Origin of the sequence: Humibacter sp. (assembly GCF_035547335.1) — a bacterium.
Classification (GTDB): domain Bacteria; phylum Actinomycetota; class Actinomycetes; order Actinomycetales; family Microbacteriaceae; genus Humibacter.
This window is the reverse complement of sequence record NZ_DASZVF010000002.1, coordinates 1-17,008: the sequence shown is the minus strand read 5'-3', so window position 1 is coordinate 17,008 and position 17,008 is coordinate 1. Positions and strand designations below refer to the sequence as shown.

Annotated in this window: 16 protein-coding genes; 14 read left to right on the top strand and 2 right to left on the bottom strand. The window is 68.6% G+C overall.

Going from position 1 to position 17,008, the window contains the following annotated elements; genetic code table 11:
- Positions 1-76: 76 nt before the first annotated feature.
- The 13 genes from infC to VHB92_RS00040 all read left to right on the top strand — a co-directional run bounded on the left by infC (position 77) and on the right by VHB92_RS00040 (position 13,838).
- Positions 77-709, top strand: coding sequence for a translation initiation factor IF-3 (gene infC / locus VHB92_RS00100; protein ID WP_325450383.1), 633 nt, complete (start codon positions 77-79; stop codon positions 707-709).
- Positions 709-903: a 50S ribosomal protein L35 gene (rpmI, locus tag VHB92_RS00095; RefSeq protein WP_325450157.1), complete on the top strand. Its 195-nt coding sequence runs from the start codon at positions 709-711 to the stop codon at positions 901-903. Before infC ends, rpmI begins: the two co-directional genes overlap by 1 nt.
- A gap of 31 nt (positions 904-934) precedes the next feature.
- Complete coding sequence (rplT, locus tag VHB92_RS00090; protein WP_325450155.1) at positions 935-1,318, top strand: 50S ribosomal protein L20; 384 nt, start codon at positions 935-937, stop codon at positions 1,316-1,318.
- Positions 1,319-1,465: 147 nt separating this feature from the next.
- Entirely contained in the window at positions 1,466-2,266 is an 801-nt protein-coding gene (locus VHB92_RS00085; RefSeq protein ID WP_325450153.1) for an RNA methyltransferase, read from the top strand.
- Positions 2,267-2,330: 64 nt separating this feature from the next.
- Positions 2,331-3,371, top strand: a complete 1,041-nt coding sequence (pheS, locus tag VHB92_RS00080; protein WP_325450151.1) for a phenylalanine--tRNA ligase subunit alpha — start codon at positions 2,331-2,333, stop codon at positions 3,369-3,371.
- 4 nt (positions 3,372-3,375) lie between these two features.
- A complete protein-coding gene (gene pheT / locus VHB92_RS00075) occupies positions 3,376-5,892 on the top strand; it encodes a phenylalanine--tRNA ligase subunit beta (protein ID WP_325450149.1) in 2,517 nt (838 codons plus the stop codon).
- A gap of 304 nt (positions 5,893-6,196) precedes the next feature.
- The gene (argC, locus tag VHB92_RS00070) at positions 6,197-7,240 is read left to right on the top strand and encodes an N-acetyl-gamma-glutamyl-phosphate reductase (RefSeq protein ID WP_325450147.1); all 1,044 of its coding nucleotides are present in this window, start codon (positions 6,197-6,199) and stop codon (positions 7,238-7,240) included.
- On the top strand, positions 7,237-8,394 hold the full coding sequence (gene argJ, locus VHB92_RS00065) for a bifunctional glutamate N-acetyltransferase/amino-acid acetyltransferase ArgJ (RefSeq protein WP_325450145.1): 1,158 nt from the start codon (positions 7,237-7,239) through the stop codon (positions 8,392-8,394). Before argC ends, argJ begins: the two co-directional genes overlap by 4 nt.
- Before the next feature lie 11 nt (positions 8,395-8,405).
- Entirely contained in the window at positions 8,406-9,320 is a 915-nt protein-coding gene (gene argB, locus VHB92_RS00060; protein ID WP_325450143.1) for an acetylglutamate kinase, read from the top strand.
- On the top strand, positions 9,317-10,558 hold the full coding sequence (locus tag VHB92_RS00055) for an acetylornithine transaminase (RefSeq protein WP_325450141.1): 1,242 nt from the start codon (positions 9,317-9,319) through the stop codon (positions 10,556-10,558). Before argB ends, VHB92_RS00055 begins: the two co-directional genes overlap by 4 nt.
- A gap of 3 nt (positions 10,559-10,561) precedes the next feature.
- Positions 10,562-11,491, top strand: coding sequence for an ornithine carbamoyltransferase (argF, locus tag VHB92_RS00050; protein WP_325450140.1), 930 nt, complete (start codon positions 10,562-10,564; stop codon positions 11,489-11,491).
- On the top strand, positions 11,488-13,029 hold the full coding sequence (gene argH / locus VHB92_RS00045; protein ID WP_325450138.1) for an argininosuccinate lyase: 1,542 nt from the start codon (positions 11,488-11,490) through the stop codon (positions 13,027-13,029). The genes argF and argH overlap by 4 nt, the downstream gene beginning before the upstream one ends.
- 119 nt (positions 13,030-13,148) lie before the next feature.
- Positions 13,149-13,838 carry a DNA-3-methyladenine glycosylase gene (locus tag VHB92_RS00040; protein WP_325450136.1) on the top strand — a complete coding sequence of 230 codons (690 nt, stop codon included), beginning with the start codon at positions 13,149-13,151 and terminating at the stop codon, positions 13,836-13,838.
- Between the two features lie 57 nt (positions 13,839-13,895).
- On the opposite strand, the gene VHB92_RS00035 is transcribed toward VHB92_RS00040, so the two are convergent.
- Together VHB92_RS00035 and VHB92_RS00030 are read right to left on the bottom strand one after the other, a co-directional pair.
- Positions 13,896-14,489, bottom strand: coding sequence for a hypothetical protein (locus tag VHB92_RS00035; protein WP_325450135.1), 594 nt, complete (start codon positions 14,487-14,489; stop codon positions 13,896-13,898).
- Positions 14,490-15,110, bottom strand: coding sequence for a DNA-binding protein (locus VHB92_RS00030; RefSeq protein WP_325450133.1), 621 nt, complete (start codon positions 15,108-15,110; stop codon positions 14,490-14,492). It lies immediately after the preceding gene.
- A 103-nt stretch (positions 15,111-15,213) separates the two neighbouring features.
- On the opposite strand from VHB92_RS00030, the gene tyrS reads away from it, so the two are divergent.
- Entirely contained in the window at positions 15,214-16,512 is a 1,299-nt protein-coding gene (gene tyrS / locus VHB92_RS00025; RefSeq protein WP_325450131.1) for a tyrosine--tRNA ligase, read from the top strand.
- Positions 16,513-17,008 lie beyond the last annotated feature (496 nt).

Below are 17,008 nucleotides of genomic sequence, written 5' to 3'. Positions count from 1 at the left end.
GTGTGAGACCTCTGCCGACCATCCCCGGCGCCGCCGGTGATGCCTTCACAGCAATGTTCGATCAGAGGAGACACGCATCAGCGATCCCCGTACCAATGACCGTATCCGCGTCCCCGAGGTTCGTCTCGTGGGCCCCAGCGGAGAGCAGATCGGCGTCGTCAAAATCGAGGTCGCCGTCCGCCTCGCGCAGGAGGCCGACATGGACCTCGTCGAGGTGGCTCCGAATTCGAAGCCACCCGTGGCCAAGATCATGGACTACGGCAAGTACAAGTACGAGGCTGCGCAGAAGGCCAAGGAGGCCAGGCGCAACCAGGCGAACACCGTGCTCAAAGAGGTGCGGTTCCGCCTCAAGATCGACAAACACGACTACGAGACGAAGCGCAAGCGCGCAGAGGGATTCCTCAAGGCGGGGGACAAGGTCAAAGCGATGATCCTGTTCCGCGGTCGTGAGCAGTCCCGCCCCGAGCAGGGTGTGCGCTTGCTGCAGCGGTTCGCCGAGGATGTGGCCGATTTCGGTTCCGTGGAATCGACGCCCACCATCGACGGCCGCAACATGGTCATGGTCATCGGCCCCCTGAAGAACAAGTCGGAGGCCAAGGCCGAGGCCAACGCACAACGTGCCGCGAACCGAGCGCGCTCCCAGCAGCAGCGATCGGGTGAGGCGGCCACCGAGGCGGTAACCCAATCCGCCACCGATGAGGAGAAATAATGCCCAAGCAGAAGACCCATTCCGGGGCCAAGAAGCGTTTCAAGCTCACCGGCAGCGGCAAGGTGATGAAGCAGCAGTCCGGCATGCGGCACAACCTGGAGCTGAAGTCGAGCCGCCGCACGCGTCGACTGAACCAGGACCAGGTGCTTCCCACCGTCGACGCCAAGGTCGCCAAGAAGCTTCTCGGCAAGTAAGCCGATTCGACGCACAGAAGGATATTGAGCAATGGCAAGAGTGAAGAGGGCCGTCAACGCCCACAAGAAGCGTCGCGTCATCCTCGAGCGCGCCGAGGGCTACCGCGGACAGCGGTCGCGTCTCTACCGCAAGGCCAAGGAGCAGGTCACCCACTCACTGGTCTACAGCTACCGTGACCGCCGTGCCCGCAAGGGCGACTTCCGTCGCCTGTGGATCCAGCGCATCAACGCCGCGAGCCGCCAGAACGGCCTCACGTACAACCGTTTCATCCAGGGCCTGAGCCTCGCCGGTGTCGAGGTCGACCGTCGCATCCTGGCCGAGCTGGCGGTGAACGAGCCCGCCACGTTCGCGGCGCTCGTCGAGACCGCCAAGAAGGCGCTGCCTGCCGACACGTCGGCCCCCAAGGCGGCCTGAGTCTCGCACCGCGAATCGGCATCGAACGGCCCGGCTCCTCGTGGAGCCGGGCCGTTTCCGCGTCTGCGTCGGCGGAACACCGGAGACCGCCACGCACAGACGGTCCGGCGTGGCGGCGACGGGCCGCGCACCGGCTAGGCTGAGCGCGTGCTCGACAACCCCCGTTCGCCTCGGGTTCGGTCGGTCGCCAAACTGGCGAAGAAGGCGGCGAGAGCAGAGACCGGCGCGTTCCTTCTCGAGGGTCCGCAAGCAGCACGCGAGGCGCTCACCTGGCGTCCCGAGCTCGTCGTCGACCTCTATGCCACGACCCACGCGTTCCAGAAGCACGACGACGTCGCGGCGCTCGCGAAACAGGCGGATGTCCGCACCGAGTTCGTCACGGAACAGGTGCTGGACGCCATGGCCGACACGGTCACGCCCCAGGGCTTCGTCGCCGTGTGCCGCACGTTCCCCACCTCGCTCGACGACATCTTCGGGTCGTCGCCGCGACTCATCGCGGTGCTCGAGGAGGTGCGGGACCCCGGCAACGCGGGCACGATCATCCGGGCGGCCGACTCGGCGGGTGCGGATGCCGTCGTCTTCTCCGGCCACACCGTCGACCTCTACAACCCCAAGGTCGTGCGCTCCACCACCGGCTCGTTGTTCCACCTCCCGGTGGCCGTCGGCGCCACGATCGAGGACGTGCTCGCCCGATCCCGCTCTGCCAGTCTGCACGTGATCGCCGCGGACATGGCGGGCGACGACCTGCTCGTCGCGCGCACGAGCGGCGAGCTCGCATTGCCGACGGCCTGGGTCTTCGGCAACGAGGCGCACGGGCTCTCCGACGCGGCGGTCGCGCTCGTCGACCGGGTGATCACGGTGCCCATCTACGGCCATGCCGAGTCGATGAATCTGGCGACAGCGGCATCCGTCTGCCTGTACGAGTCGGCGTTCGCACAACGCAGCTGATCGGCGAAGAGACGGACGGGCGCGCGGCCGGGCCGGCCCTGGCGCCTGCGTAGACTTGGTGCTCGTGCCAGAACCCATCCAGATCACCGAATCAGCGGTGCGCGAGGCGGTCGAGGCGGCGCTGGCCGCCGCGGAATCCGCCTCCGACGTCGCCGAGCTCAAGGCGGCTCGCACGCTCCACGCGGCGGAGCACTCCACGCTCGCCAGGCTCAACGCCGGCCTGCGCGACGTGCCTGCCGACCAGAAGGCGGCACTCGGCAAGCTCGTGGGGCAGGCCAGGGGCCGGGTGAACCAGGCGTTCGCCGCTCGCGAGACGGTGCTGGCCGAGGCCGAGAACGCCAGGCGGCTGGCCGAGGAGACCCTGGATGTCACGGCCATCGGCGTGCCGGGTCGCGCGGGTGCTAGGCATCCGCTCTCCCTGCTGCAGGAGCGCATCGCCGACATCTTCGTCGGCATGGGCTGGGAGGTCGCGGAAGGGCCGGAGCTCGAGAGCGAGTGGTTCAACTTCGACGCGCTGAATTTCGCCCCCGACCACCCGGCGCGGGCGCTGCAGGACACATTCTTCGTCGAGCCGCCCGAGGCGCACCTGGTGCTGCGCACCCACACGTCGCCCGTGCAGGTGCGCGCGCTTCTCGAGCGAGAGCTGCCCGTGTACGTCGTCGCGCCCGGGCGCGTCTACCGCACGGACGAGCTCGACTCCACGCACACCCCGGTCTTCAGCCAGGTCGAGGGCATCGCCGTCGACAAGGGACTCACCATGGCGCACCTGCGAGGCACGCTCGAGCACTTCGCCAGGGCCATGTTCGGCGACGACGCGAAGATCCGCCTCCGCCCCAACTACTTCCCGTTCACCGAGCCGAGCGCCGAGATGGACGTCTGGCACCCCGGTGCGAAGGGCGGCCCGCAGTGGATCGAGTGGGGCGGTTGCGGCATGGTGAACCGCAACGTGCTGCGATCGGCGGGCATCGACCCGGACGTCTACAGCGGCTTCGCCTTCGGCATGGGCATCGAGCGCACGCTCCAGTTCCGGAACGGGCTGAACGACATGCGCGACATGATCGAGGGCGACATCCGGTTCTCGCAGCAGTTCGGAATGGTGGTTTAAGGGCATGCGCATCCCCCTCAGTTGGCTCGCCGAGTACGTCGACGTCCTTCCCGGCTCCACGCCGGAAGACGTGCATGCCGCACTCGTCAAGGTCGGTCTGGAAGAGGAGGAGATCCACCGCTTCGAGATCTCCGGTCCGGTCGTCGTCGGCGAGGTGCTCGACTTCGTCGAGGAGCCGCAGACGAACGGCAAGACCATCCGCTGGTGCCAGGTGCGAGTCGCGCCGGACGGCGAGAGAGCGGCGGACGGCGGCGAATCCGTTCACGGGATCGTGTGCGGTGCACACAACTTCTTCCCGGGCGACAAGGTGGTGGTGACCCTGCCGGGCTCCGTGCTGCCTGGACCGTTCCCGATCGCAGCCCGCAAGACGTACGGTCACGTGTCCGACGGCATGATCGCCTCCGCTCGCGAGCTCGGCCTCGGCGACGAGCACAACGGCATCCTCCGGCTGGCGGAGCTGGGCATCGACGCGCCCGTCGGCACGGATGCCATCGCGCTGCTCGGGCTCGACGATGCGGCCGTCGAGGTCAACGTCACGCCCGATCGCGGATACGCGCTGTCCATCCGCGGCATCGCCAGGGAGTACGCGCACTCGACCAAGCAGGCGTTCCGCGACCCCGCGGCCGCGGTGACGGCCGCCGACGGCACGGGATTCTCGGTCCTGATCGACGACGAGGCGCCGATCCGTGGCCGGACCGGCGCGAGCGTCTTCATCACGAGGGTCGTCCGCGGCATCGATCCTGCCGCGCCGACGCCGGCGTGGATGATCGCCAGGCTCGTCCTCGCAGGCATCCGCTCGATCTCGCTCGTCGTGGACGTGACCAACTACGTGATGATCGAGCTCGGCCAGCCGATCCACGCCTACGACCTGGCGAAGCTTCAGGGCGGCATCACTGTGCGCAGGGCGAAGCAGGGGGAGACGCTGCGCACGCTGGACGGGCAGACGCGCACGCTCGACCCCGAGGATCTGCTCATCACCGACGAGTCCGGTCCGATCGGGCTCGCCGGCGTGATGGGAGGCGCGAGCACCGAAGTCGGCGACACCACGGCCGACGTGCTCATCGAGGCGGCCAACTTCGACCCGGTCTCCGTCGCGCGCACGGCGAGAAGGCACAAGCTGCCCAGCGAGGCGTCCCGCCGGTTCGAACGCGGAGTGGATCCGCAGGTGGGCCGTGCCGCCGCAGCAAGGGTGGTCCAGCTGCTGGAGCAGCTCGGCGGTGGACATGCGGACGAACTCGGCTCCTCCACCGGCGAGTTCGAATCCGGCACGCCGATCCTGCTTCCGCACGGCTTCGTCGGCACCATCGTCGGGGTCGAGTTCTCGGACGACGAGGTGCGCTCGACGCTGGCCGAGATCGGAGGGGAGATCCGGGAGACCGAGGGCGGACTGCTCGTCACGCCGCCCAGCTGGCGGCCGGATCTGAAAGACGAGGTCGACCTCGCCGAGGAGGTCGCTCGCATCGTCGGTTACGACCGCATCCCCTCCGTGCTGCCGGTTGCCCCTCCCGGCCGCGGGCTCACCCGCGACCAGCACCTGCGCAGGCAGGTGGCGACGGCGCTGGCTGCGAGCGGGCTGACCGAGGTGCTGGTGTACCCGTTCGTGACGCAGGCGCAGAACGACCTCTTCGGGTCGCCCGGCGACGAGTCGGTTCCCTCGGTGCGGCTGGCGAATGCGCTGGATGCCTCGGTGCCGCTGCTGCGCGCCTCGTTGCTCCCCGGACTCCTGGAGACCGCCAAGCGCAACCTCTCCCGTGGGCTGACCGACCTCGCGCTGTTCGAGATCGGGCTCGTGTTCCGTCCGGACTCGGCAGTGACCGGGACGGCCGAGCTGCCGCCAGGCGCTGTGCTTCCGGAGGCCGACGTGCTCGCTCGTCTTGAGCAGGGCATCCCTGCCCAGCCCCGCATGGTGGGTGCGCTCTTCACCGGCGACTCCACGCTCAAGCAGCCGGGCCTCGCCGCAGTACCGGCCGGCATCACGGATGCGCTTGCTGCAGTGCGAACGCTGGAGACGGCACTCGGCGTCCACCTCGCTGTGCGACAGGGGTCGCACAAGGCGCTCCATCCCGGACGCACCGCTGAGGTGCTCGTCGACGGCGAGCGCGTCGGATACGCGGGGGAGCTGCTGCCCCGGCTGGCGGAGGACTCCGACCTGCCGCGCGTCGTCGGCGTGCTCGAGCTGAACCTCGACCGGCTGCTCGCCTCGGCGGGACGCGAGATCGATGTGAAGCCCATCTCCTCGTTCCCGGCCGCCACCCAGGACCTGTCCCTCGTGGTCGGGCGCACGGTCGCAGCGGCCGACGTGCTCGCCGCTGTCGTGGAGGGCGCTGGTGAGCTGCTGGAGGACGCACGTGTGGTGGACGACTACCGCGGCAGCGGCGTTCCGGACGACAGCAAGAGTCTGACGTTCGCGCTGCGCTTCCGCGCTGCCGACCGCACGCTCACTGCCGCAGAGGCGAGCGAGGCCAAGCTGGCCGGCGCCCGTCTCGCCGGAGAGCGATTCGGCGCTGCCGTTCGCGAGTAGCAAGGATGCCCGTGCGCCGATTCGCGCGCCACGCGGAGCGCCCGCTATGCTGAGCGTCATGTCTTGCACCCGGCGCACCTCGATCGCACAGGTCTTCTCGACCCGTGCGGTGCGCCGACGTCTGGGCGGGCGCCGAAGCTAGGCGACGCGTACTCGACCGCGAACTGCGGTCCGTCGTGGGCGTCGCCGTGTCGACCTCAGTCCATCCAGTCCTCTGGCGGCTTTGCCGCCCACCGACTCCACCGCCTCGGTCAGGCGAGCAAGCTCGCACGACTCCCGGCTCAGTCGTCAATAAGGTAGAGACATGTCCTATTCGGTTGCCGTCGCCGGCGCCTCGGGCTACGCAGGGGGAGAGGTCCTCCGCCTCCTGGCCGATCATCCCTCGTTCGAGATCCGTACGGTGACCGCCGGCTCCAACGCCGGGTCGCCGCTCATCGAGCATCAGCCGCATCTTCGCTCTCTGGCGCACCTGACGCTTCAGGAGACGAACGCCGAGACCCTCGCCGGCCACGACGTCGTGTTCCTGGCGCTTCCGCACGGCGCCTCTGGCGCCATCAGTGCGCAGCTCGGCGACGAGGTGCTCGTCGTCGATTGCGGCGCCGACCACCGGCTGACGTCCGAGGCGGACTGGAACGCGTTCTACGGCGGCGAATACGCCGGAGCGTGGGCGTACGGCGTTCCCGAGCTGCCGTCCGTCGGAGGCAAGCAACGGGATGCCCTGGCCGGGGTCACGCGCATCGCAGCGCCCGGCTGCAACGCGAGCTCCGTCTCCCTCGCCATGGCTCCCGGCGTGGCCGCCGGCATCGTCGACGAGACGGGCATCGTTGCCGTGCTCGCCGTGGGGCCGAGCGGCGCGGGCAAGAATCTGAAGACCACATACCTGGCATCCGAACTGCTCGGAAACGCCGTGCCGTACGGCGTCGGCGGAACGCACAGGCACATCCCGGAGATCCTGCAGGCCCTTCGCTCGGCGGGCGCCACGAACCCTGCCATCTCGTTCACCCCGGTGCTCGTGCCCATGGCCCGCGGCATCCTCGCGACGGTCTCTGCGCCCCTCAAGCCCGGCGTGACGGTCGACGAGGTCAGGGCGGCATGGACGGATGCCTACTCTGGCGAACCGTTCGTTCAGGTGCTGCCGGCCGGCACGTTCCCCCGCACGTCCGACGTGCTGGGCGCGAACACCGCCCTCATCGGCATCGCGGTCGACGCGGCGGCGAACCGGGTGGTGTCGGTGATCGCCGTCGACAATCTCGTGAAGGGCACGGCGGGTGCCGCCATCCAGTGTGCGAACATCGCGCTCGGTCTGCCGGAGACGACCGGCCTCAGCGTGAACGGAGTCGCACCGTGAGCATCACGGCCCCAGCCGGATTCGCGGCGACAGGTGTCGCCGCCGGTCTCAAGTCGAGCGGCGGACTGGACCTGGCGCTCGTGCGCAACCTCGGCCCGCTGCAGAACGCCGCCGCAGTCTTCACCTCGAACCGGTGCAAGGCGAACCCGGTGCTGTGGAGCGAGCGGGCTGCGGCCGACGGCGTGGTGTCGGCTGTCGTGCTCAACTCCGGCGGCGCCAACTGCTACACCGGGGCCGAGGGCTTCCAGACGTCGCACGCCACAGCCGAATCCGTGGCAGACCATCTCGGCGTCTCCGCCGGGGACGTCGTCGTGTGCTCGACGGGCCTCATCGGAGAGCAACTGAACCGGGCCGCCGTGCTCGAGGGAGTGGCGGCCGCCGCGTCGGCACTCGACGCCGGCTCGGCAGGAGGCCTCGCGGCAGCACAGGCGATCATGACGACCGACACCCGTCCGAAACAGGCGCACGTGGAGCAGGACGGCTGGTCGATCGGCGGTATGGCGAAGGGAGCAGGGATGCTCGCGCCCGGCCTCGCCACCATGCTCGTCGTGCTCACCACCGACGCGGCGCTCGATTCCGATGTTCTCGACGGCGCGCTCCGTGCTGCCACGCGGGTGACGTTCGACCGCCTGGACTCCGACGGATGCATGTCCACGAACGACACGGTCGTGCTCATGGCGTCGGGCGCGTCCGGCGTGACGCCGACGGCCGACGAGTTCGCGCTCGCGTTGACCGACCTCTGCCGGGATCTCGCCCTGCAGCTCCAGAGCGACGCCGAGGGCGCGGCCCACGACATCGCGATCGAGGTGGTTCACGCCGCCACGGAGGACGACGCCGTCGACGTCGCACGGGCCGTGTCCCGCAGCAACCTGTTCAAGGCGGCGATCTTCGGCCGGGACCCCAACTGGGGACGCGTCCTCGCCGCCGTCGGCACCACTGACGCGCAGTTCGACCCCTACGGCATCGACGTGTCGATCAACGGCGTCCAGGTGTGCACGGCCGGGCAGCCGGACGAGCCGCGCGACCTCGTCGACCTGAGCCCGAGAGCGACGTCCGTGGTCATCGACCTGCACGCGGGCGACGTCTCGGCCACCATCCTCACCAACGACCTCACGCACGACTACGTGCACGAGAACAGCGCCTACTCGAGCTAGCCGACGACGTCATGACGGATCCCGCGAACACCGAACCCCAGCCGCTTCCCCTGATCGGCCACAACAGCGCAAAGGCCGCCGTCCTCATCGAGGCGCTTCCGTGGCTCAAGTCCTTCCACGGCGAGACCATCGTCATCAAGTTCGGCGGCAACGCCATGGTCGACGAGCGTCTCGTCCGCGCGTTCGCCGATGACATCGCGTTCCTGCGCTTCGCCGGCATCCGGCCGGTCGTGGTGCACGGCGGCGGTCCGCAGATCTCCGCCATGCTCGACCGGCTCGGCATCGTCAGCGAGTTCCGCGCCGGCTACCGGGTCACGAGCCCGGAGGCCATGGAGGTCGTGCGGATGGTGCTCACCGGGCAGATCAGCAGGGACATCGTCGGCCACATCAACCGGCACGGCGCGCTCGCCACCGGAATCTCGGGCGAGGACGCGAGACTCTTCGAGGGCCGGGTGCGCATGGAGCTCATCGACGGCGAGGCCGTGGATCTCGGACTGGTCGGCGATGTCGTGGGCGTGAACCCCGAGGGCGTACTGGCCGAGGTGCACGCCGGCCGCATCCCCGTCGTCTCCTCCATCGCCCTCGACGCCGATGTGCCCGGGCGCACCCTGAACGTGAACGCGGATGCCGCGGCCTCGGCGCTGGCGATCGCACTCCGCGCCCGCAAGCTCGTCATCCTCACCAACGTTCCCGGCCTTTACCGCGACTGGCCGGATCGCGACTCGCTCGTCTCCTCGATCGGATCCGCCGAGCTGCGGGAGCTGCTTCCGTCGCTCGACGCTGGCATGATCCCCAAGATGGCGGCATGCCTGCATGCGGTGGAGGCCGGCGTTCCCAAGGCGGCCGTGATCGACGGTCGCGACGAGCACTCTCTTCTCTTCGAGCTCTTCACCAGCAGCGGCAGCGGAACGGAGGTGACCGCGTGACGGCCACATCGACCACCATCGGCATCGAGCAGGACTGGCACCAGCGATTCGGCGACGTGATGATGGGCTCCCTCGCGGTGCCCGCCGTCATGCTTGAGCGCGGCAGCGGCGCGTACGTCTGGGACGTGGACGGCAAGGAGTACCTCGACTTCCTGGCCGGCATCGCCGTGAACGCGCTCGGGCACGCGCATCCGGTGCTCGTGGATGCGGTCTCCGCGCAGGCGGCGAAACTCGTGCACGTCTCCAACTACTTCGCCACTCCGCCCCAGGTGGCGCTGGCGGAGCGTCTCCTGCGCATCACCGGAGCGGGTGCAGGCGGGAGGGTGTACTTCGCCAATTCCGGAACCGAGGCCAACGAGGCAGCTTTCAAGCTGGCCAGGCTGAACTCCGCCGGCGCCCGCACCCGCATCCTGGCGCTGAACAACAGCTTCCACGGCAGGACGATGGGCTCGCTGGCCCTCACCGGTAAGCCGCACATGCGCGAACCGTTCGAGCCCATGGTGCCGGGCGTCGAGCACATCGACTCGACGATCGCCACGCTGGAAGCGGCGATGGATGACACGGTGGCTGCGTTGTTCGTCGAGCCCATCAAGGGCGAGGCAGGCGTCATCGACCTTCCGGAGGGATACCTCGCGGCGGCGCGCCGACTCACCGAACGGCACGGCGCACTGCTCATCCTCGACGAGATCCAGACCGGTGTCGGCCGCACCGGCACCTGGTTCGGCTACCACCAGGCGGGCATCGTCCCCGACGCGATCACGCTGGCGAAGGGCATGGCGGGCGGAGTCCCGATCGGGGCGCTCGTCACGTTCGGCGCCGCGTCCGAGCTGTTCAGCCGCGGCCAGCACGGCAGCACGTTCGGCGGCAATCCGCTGGCCACCGCGGTCGCCGGCGCGGTGCTGGAGGAGATCGAGCGCGCAGGTCTGGTGGACAACGCCAAGGTGCGCGGTGAGCAGCTCCGCAATGCGCTGCACGCCATCGGCTCGCCGCTCATCGCCGAGACCAGGGGAGCGGGACTCCTCATCGGCATCGGTCTGTCCGAGCCGGTCGCTGACCAGCTGTCGGCGGCCGCGCTGCGCAACGGCCTCATCGTGAACGCCCCCAACGAGTCGAGCATCAGGCTGGCGCCGCCGCTCATCATCGGCGACGACGAGGTGGCCGAGTTCGATCGCCGTTTCCGCGCCGCGCTCGCCGACCTCGATCACCAGACCTTCGACCCTCAGCACCAGGGAGCCTGATACGTGACCCGTCACTTTCTGCGCGACGACGACCTCAGCGCCGCCGAGCAAACCGAGATCCTCGACCTCGCGGCGCGCATCCGGAACGACCGCTGGGGAACGAAGCCTCTCGCCGGCCCGCAGACCGTTGCCGTCATCTTCGACAAGTCCTCCACGCGTACGCGCGTGTCGTTCGCCGTGGGCATCGCCGACCTGGGCGGTATCCCGCTCATCATCAGCACGGCGAACAGCCAGTTAGGCGGCAAGGAGACGCCGTCGGACACCGCGCGGGTGTTGGAGCGCATGGTGTCCGCCATCGTCTGGCGCACGTACGCGCAGTCGGGATTGGAGGAGATGGCGGCGGACACGACGGTTCCGGTGATCAACGCGCTCTCGGACGACTTCCATCCCTGCCAGCTTCTGGCCGACCTGCTCACGATCCGCGATTCGTTCGGGTCGCTGTCGGGGCTCACGGTGACGTTCCTCGGCGACGGCGCGAGCAACATGGCGCAGTCCTATCTGCTGGCCGGTGCGGTGGCCGGCATGAACGTGCGCGTGGCATCCCCGGACGAGTTCGCGCCGAACAGCGCCGTGGTCGCCGACGCGGATGCCATCGCAGCGGGCACGGGCGGCTCCGTCACGCTCTACACCGACCCGTTCGAAGCGGTGGCCGGTGCCGATGTCGTGGTGACGGACACCTGGGTGTCGATGGGCAAGGAGGAGGAGAAGGCGCACCGCATCGCCGCGATGGGCAGCTACAAGGTGACGCCCGAGCTGATGGGACTGGCGAAGCCGAACGCCATCTTCCTGCACTGCCTGCCCGCCGACCGCGGCTATGAAGTGGATCCGGCCGTCATCGATGGACCGCAGAGCGCGATCTGGGACGAGGCGGAGAACCGTCTGCACGCGCAGAAGGCGCTGCTCGTCTGGCTGCTGGAGAAGAACGCGGCATGAGCGATTCGACGAGTCACGACGCACCGGGCGACGGCCCGTCCGGCCACGACGCACAGGTCTCCGACGGTGCCGGCCGCGACGCATCCGAGCGGCAGGAGAACCAGCCCGGCGGCAATCGGGCGGGAGAGGCCGGCGCGCTGTGGGGAGGCCGGTTCGCGGGAGGCCCGGCACCTGAGCTCACGGAGCTCAGCCGCTCCACGCACTTCGACTGGCGCCTCGCCGTGTACGACATCGCGGGCTCGCAAGCGCACGCGCAGGCGCTGGCGGCGGCCGGTTACCTGACGCCTGACGAGCTGACCGCGATGTCGGCAGCACTCGACGCCCTGCTCTCGGATGTTCGTTCTGGTGCGTTTCGTCCGCGGCCGTCGGACGAAGACGTGCACTCCGCACTGGAGCGCGGCCTCGTGGATCGTGCGGGCACCGAGCTGGGCGGAAAGCTGAGGGCTGGCAGGAGCCGCAACGACCAGATCGCGACGCTCGTGCGGCTGTTCCTCCGCGACCACTCGGAGCGGCTGGCGCGCCTCGTGCTCGACCTGGTCGACGCGCTCGCGGCGCAGGCAGAAGCCAACGCCGACGCCGTCATGCCCGGTCGAACCCACCTGCAGCATGCGCAGCCCGTGCTGCTCTCGCACCATCTGCTCGCCCATTGCTGGCCCCTGGTTCGCGACCTGGAACGCATCAGGGACTGGCGATCCAGATCGGATGCCTCGCCGTACGGCTCCGGAGCCCTCGCGGGCAACACGCTCGGCCTGGATGCCGGTCTCGTCGCGTCCCGGCTCGGGTTCTCGGCCGTCGTCGAGAACTCGATCGACGGCACGGCCTCGCGCGACCTCGTCGCCGAGTTCGCCTACATCACGGCGCAGCTCGGCGTGGACGTCTCCCGGCTCGCCGAGGAGATCATCCTGTGGAACACGAGGGAGTTCGGGTTCGTGACCCTCAGCGACTCGTACTCCACAGGCTCGTCGATCATGCCGCAGAAGAAGAACCCCGACATCGCCGAGCTCGCACGGGGCAAGGCCGGGCGTCTCATCGGCAACCTCAGCGGCCTGCTCGCCACGCTCAAGGGGCTGCCGCTCGCGTACAACCGCGACCTGCAGGAGGACAAGGAGCCGGTCTTCGATTCGATCGACACGCTCGAAGTGCTGCTTCCGGCGTTCACCGGCATGGTGGCCACGCTGCGCTTCCACACCGAGCGGATGCGCGAGCTCGCGCCTCAGGGATTCTCCCTGGCCACCGACGTGGCCGAGTGGCTGGTCAAGCAGCACGTGCCGTTCCGCGACGCCCACGAGATCACGGGCAGGCTGGTCGCCTACGCGGAATCGCATGCCCTGGAGCTCGATGAGGTCGACGACGCGGCGCTCGCCGCCATCTCGCCCAACCTCACGCCGCAGGTCAGAGAGGTGCTGACGGTCGAAGGGTCGGTGGCCTCACGCAATGGCAGGGGAGGCACCGCCGCCGAGCGGGTCTCCGAGCAGCGAGCCCACCTGACGGAGCGGGTGCGCATCCTCTCCGACGCGCTCTTCGGCGGTGAGGCATGACGTCGAGGCGCAGGCAGCGCCTGACGACCGCCATCGCGATCGTCGCGGCCGGCGTCGTGATCCTCGCCATCGTCGCCACGCTCGTCATCGGCGGCCGGCTCTTCTAGGCCTGGGCAGGCATGTTCGTTCCCGATCGGTCGTTCTTCGAACGCAGCTCGCTCGACGTGGCTCCCGAGCTGCTCGGCGCCCACCTCACCCATCTGACCGACGAGGGCCCCGTGACGCTGCGTCTGACGGAGGTCGAGGCGTACCTCGGCGACGGAACGGATCCGGGTTCGCACGCGTTCCGGGGCAAGACGCGCAGGAACGCCGTCATGTTCGGTCCCGCAGGGCACGTGTACACGTACTTCACGTACGGCATGCACACGTGCGCCAACCTGGTCTGTTCCCAGGAGGGGGAGGCATCCGGTGTGCTGCTGCGGGGCGCCGAAGTCGTGCTGGGCGAGGAGCTCGCGGCAGAGCGCAGAGGGAGAGCGGTGTCCCATCGGGATCTCGCGCGCGGCCCGGCGCGCCTGACGGTGGCGTCCGGGATCCGCCTCGACGAGAACGGGTCGGATGTCTTCGCCTCGCCGTTCTCCATCGAGCTTCCCGACGTTCCCGTCGCCCCGTTCGCCACCGGGCCGCGCACCGGGGTCAGCGGGCCAGGCGGCGACGAAGCGCTCTATCCCTGGCGGTTCTGGATTCCGGGCGACCCGACGGTGTCGCCGTACAAGCGGCATCCCAGGGCGCTGTCCGGCGTGCAGGAGGCCGGGGCGCGGAGACCCGAGCGTCCGAGCGTCGTGGACGTGCAGCCGGCTGACGCGACCTGAAGGACGAGTAGCGGGATCGATCAGAGCCCGGGCCAAGAGAGATCGATCAGAGCCCGGTCAGAGCCCGATCGCGAACTTGAAGAGCGCGCCGCATGCTGCCGCCCACACCAGGCTGACCAGCGTGCCGATGATGAAGCGCTCGCGCGCCTCGGCGACGTCCAGCTCGGTGAATCGCCCGACGCTCTTGATCGCCACGATCACCGCTATCGCCTCGGGAAAGCCGGCCATGATCGTCGCGGTCGTCGCGATGCGCTCGAACACGCCGATCACGGTTCCGCCGCGCAGCACCTCGCCGCGCACGAACTCGCCGTTCGGCTCCTGAACGGCTCGATCGACGACGATGCCGCCGTGGTGGCCCTCGCGGACGCTGCCCTTCGACGCGATCGCCAGCACGAAGAGCACGGCCGGGCCTCCGCCCAGCACGCTCAGCGCGAGCACGGCGAGGCCGAGGATGACGCTGACGGCGGGAAACGGTCTGACGTGCGGCAGCACGGTGGCCACGATTCCGACCACGATGGCTGCAGCCGCGGCGATCACGAGCCAGCGACGCGGCACCCGCAGCGTCACACTCGCGGCAGCGACACCGAGACCGACGACGACGATCACGAAGACCCAGTAGGCCGCGGCGAGCGTCAGCGGGAGCAAGGTCATCTACGAATCTCCTTCGGCCGAGCGTCGGTCCAGGTCCTGCATCAGCCTACTGATGGCGGGCACCGCGGCCGCCTCGGGATGGATGCCTGCAGCGCGGGCCCTCGAGCTCACGGCGGGCTCGCTGATGCCCAGCCGGGCGGCGGCATCGCGCTGGGTCAGGCCCTGCTCCATCAGGTCGTACAGCTCCCACCCTGCTGCGCTGCGTCTGGAGCGCACGGTGATGAGCAGGTCGACCATGGCTTCGACGTCGGATGCCCGCCCCGCCTCGGCATCCAGGCCCGAGCGCACCGCGACCCGCGTCACACGCTTCTTCGCGGCATCCACAGCGTCGCGGGCCGCGAAGAAGGCCGGCCCGGTCGCGGCGCGAGCAGTGCTGGGGAGCGGTTCCCGCACGGTTCCGCATCCGATCCCCACGCTCCACTCCCGCGTTCGTTCCAGCATCAGCGCAATGCCGAGGGCCGCTGCGGCGTCCTCGGTGAGAGCCTGGATCTCGTCGCCCGCGTTACGGTCGACCTCGAGCGCGAGTGCCGAGCCGAACCGGTCCTGGATGGCGCGCCTGGTGTCCTCGACCACGTCCGGCTGGTGGCGGCTGTCCACCTGGTCTGCTGTGATGACGAACATGCGGAACCTCCGAGATAAGGCCTCAAGCCTAATCCATGCGAGGTTAAGCCTCAAGCCTTCATATTGGCCGGAATAAGGCTCAAGGCATTGCTACTGTTGTCGCGTGCCAGCCGACGTCCTTTCTGCGCAACGCAACGACCCGAGTTTCGACGACATCTGGGATGAGTTGCTGTGGCGCGGCCACGTGCACGTCTCCACCGACCAGGAAGCGCTGCGCGAGGCGCTCGCATCCGGCCCCATCACGTTCTACTGCGGTTTCGATCCGACGGCGCCGAGCCTTCATCTGGGGCACCTCGTCCAGCTCATCATCATGAGGCGGCTCCAACTGGCGGGCCATCGCCCGCTCGGCCTGGTCGGGGGATCGACGGGACTCATCGGCGATCCGCGGCCGACGTCGGAGCGCACGCTCAACGATCCGCAGACGGTGGCGCAGTGGGTCACCCGTCTGCAGGGCCAGGTGGCGGGGTACCTGAGCTTCGAGGGTGACAACGCCGCGGCGATGGTGAACAACCTCGACTGGACGGCGCCGCTCTCCGCGATCGACTTCCTACGCACGATCGGCAAGCACTTCCGGGTCGGAACCATGCTGAAGAAGGATGCCGTCAGCGCCCGCCTCAACTCCGAGGCCGGCATCAGCTACACCGAGTTCAGCTACCAGATTCTGCAGGCCATCGACTTCCTCGAGCTCTACCGCTCCCGGGGGTGCATCCTCCAGTTCGGCGGCAGCGATCAATGGGGCAATCTGACGGCGGGGATCGACCTCATCCACCGCGTGGAGGGCAAGACGGTCCATGCATTCGGGACCCCGCTGCTGACGCGCGCCGACGGCACGAAGTTCAGCAAGAGCGAGGGGACGGCCATCTGGATCGACCCGGAGCAGACGAGCCCGTACGCGTTCTACCAGTTCTGGCTCAACGCCGAAGACTCGGAGGTGATCGACCGTCTCAAGGTGTTCACGTTCCTTCCGCGTTCGGAGATCGAACGACTGGAGCGTGCCGTCCAGGAGGAGCCGTACCGGCGCGAGGCCCAGCGCACGCTCGCACGAGAGGTGACGACGCTCGTGCACGGCCCCGTTGCGACTCAGGCGGTGATCGCCGCGGCCGAGGCGCTCTTCGGCAACGGAGACCTGGCAGCGACGGATCCCGGCACGCTGGAGGCCGCGCTTCGCGAGCTTCCCAACACCACGACGTCTCCCCAGGCTCCCATCGCGCAGCTCTTGGTCGACACCGGCCTGACCTCGAGTCTGTCGGAGGCACGCAGAGCGATCGCGCAGGGCGGCGTCTACGTGAACAACACGAAGGTGAGCGACGAGTCGGCAACCGTCGACGCGAGCGTTCCCCCTAGCGGCATCGTGGTTCTCCGCCGCGGAAAGAAGACCCTCGCCGGCGTCTTCGTGGAGTGAACGCGACGGCGGATGTGCGCGACACGCCCGAGGCTCGGTCGCGATTTGCGGCACCAGCCGCCACTTCCGTAAAGTAATCACTCGTCACCCCAAAGGTGCGGAAGGCTCGAAGAGCTTCCGGCCTCAAGCGGGACCAGTCCTCGGCCGAAGAGCTACTCCTGTTGCAGGAGAGAACCACTGGCTTGTAGGATGAAAAACCCACTCGGAGATCACGTCTTCAGATCGTCTCCATCGCGTAGTTGCAGCATGTCTGACATGCGATGGACGAAGCGAGGACGGACTTGACAAGTCTGGCTCGAGTGGTAAGGTAGTGAAGTTGCCTCGGGGGAGGGTCGAGAGACCTGAAACCGAGTGCGTCCGATCCTTGAGAACTCAACAGCGTGCACTATGTCATATGCCAAATAACCTCCGGCACTGATCTTTTTGGTTGGTGTTGGGATTCCTTTGGATTAGATAATGATTGTCAGTTGACTTTCGATGCTAGTCAGATCTGCTC

Coding starts and splice junctions, on each gene's coding strand:
- VHB92_RS00040 (WP_325450136.1), top strand. CDS start 13,149: ATGTTCGTTCCCGATCGGTCGTTCTTCGAACGCAGCTCGCTCGACGTG.
- argC (WP_325450147.1), top strand. CDS start 6,197: ATGTCCTATTCGGTTGCCGTCGCCGGCGCCTCGGGCTACGCAGGGGGA.
- argH (WP_325450138.1), top strand. CDS start 11,488: ATGAGCGATTCGACGAGTCACGACGCACCGGGCGACGGCCCGTCCGGC.
- rplT (WP_325450155.1), top strand. CDS start 935: ATGGCAAGAGTGAAGAGGGCCGTCAACGCCCACAAGAAGCGTCGCGTC.
- rpmI (WP_325450157.1), top strand. CDS start 709: ATGCCCAAGCAGAAGACCCATTCCGGGGCCAAGAAGCGTTTCAAGCTC.
- VHB92_RS00035 (WP_325450135.1), bottom strand. CDS start 14,489: ATGACCTTGCTCCCGCTGACGCTCGCCGCGGCCTACTGGGTCTTCGTG.
- argB (WP_325450143.1), top strand. CDS start 8,406: ATGACGGATCCCGCGAACACCGAACCCCAGCCGCTTCCCCTGATCGGC.
- VHB92_RS00030 (WP_325450133.1), bottom strand. CDS start 15,110: ATGTTCGTCATCACAGCAGACCAGGTGGACAGCCGCCACCAGCCGGAC.
- pheT (WP_325450149.1), top strand. CDS start 3,376: ATGCGCATCCCCCTCAGTTGGCTCGCCGAGTACGTCGACGTCCTTCCC.